The 3,535-nt window shown below is 67.1% G+C and carries 7 protein-coding genes; 1 reads left to right on the top strand and 6 read right to left on the bottom strand.

The annotated features are described in order from the left end of the window. From LL239_RS17385 to LL239_RS17365, 5 genes are all read right to left on the bottom strand, one after another. Positions 1-191: hypothetical protein (locus tag LL239_RS17385; RefSeq protein WP_228164586.1), on the bottom strand; the 191-nt coding region annotated here is incomplete at its 3' end. A 144-nt stretch (positions 192-335) separates the two neighbouring features. Beyond that, a complete protein-coding gene (locus LL239_RS17380) occupies positions 336-758 on the bottom strand; it encodes a hypothetical protein (RefSeq protein WP_228164585.1) in 423 nt (140 codons plus the stop codon). A 44-nt stretch (positions 759-802) separates the two neighbouring features. Next, positions 803-1,099 (bottom strand): hypothetical protein, encoded by a 297-nt coding sequence (locus tag LL239_RS17375; RefSeq protein ID WP_228164566.1) that lies wholly within the window; start codon positions 1,097-1,099, stop codon positions 803-805. Beyond that, positions 1,089-1,502, bottom strand: coding sequence for a hypothetical protein (locus LL239_RS17370; RefSeq protein ID WP_228164584.1), 414 nt, complete (start codon positions 1,500-1,502; stop codon positions 1,089-1,091). The genes LL239_RS17375 and LL239_RS17370 overlap by 11 nt, the downstream gene beginning before the upstream one ends. After that, a complete protein-coding gene (locus LL239_RS17365; protein ID WP_228164583.1) occupies positions 1,499-2,368 on the bottom strand; it encodes a M23 family metallopeptidase in 870 nt (289 codons plus the stop codon). Before LL239_RS17365 ends, LL239_RS17370 begins: the two co-directional genes overlap by 4 nt. Positions 2,369-2,435: 67 nt before the next feature. On the opposite strand from LL239_RS17365, the gene LL239_RS17360 reads away from it, so the two are divergent. Beyond that, positions 2,436-2,864 (top strand): hypothetical protein, encoded by a 429-nt coding sequence (locus LL239_RS17360; protein WP_228164582.1) that lies wholly within the window; start codon positions 2,436-2,438, stop codon positions 2,862-2,864. On the opposite strand, the gene LL239_RS17355 is transcribed toward LL239_RS17360, so the two are convergent. Beyond that, positions 2,861-3,535, bottom strand: a 675-nt coding sequence (locus LL239_RS17355) for a hypothetical protein (RefSeq protein WP_228164581.1), incomplete at its 5' end; no start/stop codon positions are given. The two genes, LL239_RS17360 and LL239_RS17355, sit on opposite strands and share 4 nt — an antisense overlap.

Raw genomic sequence — 3,535 nt, 5'->3', positions numbered from 1 at the left:
TCCGTGCTCTCGAGCTGCACCTCCCACCCGCCGCTGCCGTCGAACGTGTCGACGATGATCGGGCGGGAGAAGAACAGCCCCCCGCCGCCGACCGCGGCGCCGTTCGGGCGGAACACGATCCGCGGGGAGATCGACAGGTCCAGTCCGCCGCCGAAGTCGCTGAGCGTTCCGGTAACAGTTGCGAGCGCCATGCGTGGCTCCTTCCAGCCTTCACCGGGCGGGGTGACGGCGACGGGGTGATGCCGCGGATGACGGCAGGGTGACGCGAGTGAAAGCCGGGTACGACAAAGCGGCGACGGCCCACACCAGGAAGACCGCCGCCGCCAGCCGGAGAATCACGGCTCGTTGTGTCCGCCGGCGCCGCGGAACAGCGCCGGGTTGTGCGGGTCAGCGGAGGCGTACTCCGCCGGCGTGCGGTTCGGGACGAGGGTGCCGATGCCGGCGAACGCGGCGATGATGACCTGCAGCCACTCGGAAAGCGTCACGCCGCCGGACAGGAGCGAGATCAGCATGACGACGCCGGCGATGATGAACGCGGCGATGGTCTTCGAGTAGGCGGCCACGCCGGTCGGCATGTTCGGCACGACGTACACGACGAGCGCGCCGAGACCGATGATGACGAAGTTCAGCGCCTCCTCACCGGTGATGACGTTGTCCGCGAGCGCGGTGACGGCGAAGCCGATCAGCGCGAGCGCGACGTAGACGAGGGACTTCGCGTAGGTCGCGAGGGTGCTGGTGGGAGCAGCGGTCGTGCTCATGAGGGGGTGTCCTTTCAAGGCGAAGACTCCGGGGATGTTCGGGGTCAGCGGGTGAGGCCCTCGGGCCATGGCGGCGGCGGGGGCGGCTTGCGCTGGTCGATGTGGTCGCGCAACTCATGGATGTAGTCGTCCCGGATCCGCTCGCGACGGAGGGACTCGTCGACACGCTTCTCGACGGTGCCGAGCTGCTCCCGCGCCGACTTCACTTCCTCCTGAAGCTGATCCATCAGCGCGTTCTCGCGGTTGCCTCGGCGGTTGAGGATCGCGACGACGATTCCGGCGACGGCCGCGATCAGCGCGACGAGGACGGTGGGTACTGCGGACGCGATCTCAGTGGGCATCGGCGGACCCTTTCCGGGCCCGCTGGATCGAGAGGATCGCGATGATGATCGCCGGACCGAGGTAGGTGGACATGTTCAGCCACTCCCGCGACGGCTGCCCGTTCGCGATGGCGATTCCCCAGCCGAGCCCGTAGGCCATCCCCCATGCGGTCATGATCGCGGTGAGGAGGCCCCACGCAACCGCATCGGCGGTGGAGAACGCACGGAGGCAGCACCCGACACCGACGATGATCCAGATGCCCGCCCATACTTCGATCGACATTGCGGCCGAGATGAGATCGAGCCCGGCCGGTAGCGATGAAGGGACGTCGCCGAAGATGGGGAGGTAGGCGACGCCGCGAGCGAAGCAGTAGGCTCCCGCGACGAGAAGTGCCGCGCCGCGGGAGCCATTCAGCCGGATCACGACGCTGCGGGCTGGTTGAGTCGCTGACGCGCGCGCTTGTCGGCCTCGTCGTTCACGCGCTTGGCGATCGCATCGATGTCGACGTTCGCTTCGACCTCGATGTCCCGGACCGCGGACTCCACGGCGTCGCGCACGACGCCCGGGTCCACACCAGGCGAGGTCTTCGCGACCGCGGCGGTGATCGTGTCCACGAGATACCCGCGGGTCACGTCATGCTGCGCCTGCGTCAGGTCGGCCAGGTAGCCGCGGGTGACGTCGTGCTGCCGCTGCGTCTGGTCCAGCAGGAACGCACGGGTCACGTCATGCTGCGCCTGCGTGCGCTGCTCGATCGCCTGATTCGTCGCGTCGAACATGTCTCGGATGTCGTCGAGAACTCCCATGAGCTCTTCCTCCTCGCTTGTGGTTCCGCTCGATGCGGTCGACCCGATCGGGTCTGCGTACGCCTCGAAGTCGAGGGTCCGCGCGTTCGTTCCGAAGTCGTATGCGTGCGTCGGCCACAGCGTGACGTGCACGTGGCGGCCCACCGTCCCGGGCCCGCCGGCGGCCGTCATCGAGCCGTAGCCGGATCCTCCGGACTGCGCGAAGATCGTGCCGCGCGCGACTCGATCACCGCGGGCGACGTACCGTTCCCACAGGTGGAGGTAGCGGATGCGGCGGCCGTCATCCAGGTCGATCGTGACGAAGTACCCGGTCGCGGCAAAGATGCTCCCGCCGACCTCGAACACCCGCCCCGCTTCCGCGGCGCGCAGGGGCGTGCCGAAGTCGGCCCAGATGTCGGTGCCTGCCTCCTGCGAGGGAGGCGTGCGGCCGCGGTGGCAGTCACGCGAGCACAGGGTGCGCCCGTCGGTTGGTCTCAGGTAACCCATCAGGGGACGTCCTTTCGGTCGCCGCCGGCTCTACCAGCGACGGGCTCGGGTGGGTATGGTGAGCGGCATGAAACGTGGACTCGTCCTGACCGGTGTTGCCGTGGTGCTGCTGGCGCTCTCCGGCTGCGTCAGCGTCGAAACCAGCGAGGAACGAGTCGACGTCACCCCCGGCGCGTCAGGGGTGTACAGCGACGGAGACACCACCGTCGAAGTCGAACCGCTCACAGCAGAAACGCCGGCCGCAGCGTCCACCGAAACTTCCACCCGGGACGAAGCTGCCTACGTCGCCAGCGTGCGCGATACCCTCCGGCCAGCAAACGTGATCCCCAACGCGACCAATGACCAACTCATCGAGGCCGGTATAAAGGCCTGTGAGCTCCTCGCGTCTGGCACCGCACCGGAAGACATCACGGTGATCGACGGTGAAGAGCGCACCTACGGCGCCTACCTCGACAGCTTCAAGATCTACGAAGCTGCAGCGAAGGACCTCTGCTAGCCAGCCACCACGCGATATGGGCGGCCCGTCGTGGCGTCGACGTACATGCTGTTGATCGGGTTCTCGTCAACCGTGAGACTTTGAGGGATGGTATCCAGGTTCAGAAAATTGAACCCACCTGCGGTGATGATGAGCGTTCGCGTTCCGAACTGAAGGGCCGCTCCGCCCGTGCCAACGTAGACCTGGGCACCTCCGACCGTCATTCGGATGCCGTTGTTCGTCGTGTCCGCCTCGACCTTGCCGCCCGTCTCGAAACCGAGCGCGCCGTCCTTGAGCGTGGCCGGCGAGTCACCGCCGCCCACGGTTATCTGGTCCAGCTCGATCTCGACGTCGCCGGCGAGAATCTTCCCTGTGTCGCCGTCAATGACGATCTGGCTCGCGCCCGTGCCGACGAAAACCTTTCCGTCGCGGAGTTCGATGTTCCCCACCTTGATCGTGCCGTCGTCGAGCACTTCCAGGTTGCCCGTGAGCGCGACGTCCCCGGTAATCTCACCCTCGCCCGTGAACGCCCACGGACCAGACCACACGAAGTCGCCGTTTCCGGCGAGGTGTCCGATGACTTGCAGCGTGCCGCCCGAGTCAACCAGCAGCAGCCCGCCGATGATGCGGAGCCGGCCGTTCGTGATCGACGCGTTCTCGAGAAACGCGCCCGTCTTCAGTTGCCGGAGCTG

The organism is Microbacterium testaceum (genome assembly GCF_020781835.1).
Classification (GTDB): domain Bacteria; phylum Actinomycetota; class Actinomycetes; order Actinomycetales; family Microbacteriaceae; genus Microbacterium; species Microbacterium testaceum_H.
Note: the sequence above shows the minus strand (reverse complement) of the source record. Positions and strands in the feature narration are given on the sequence as shown.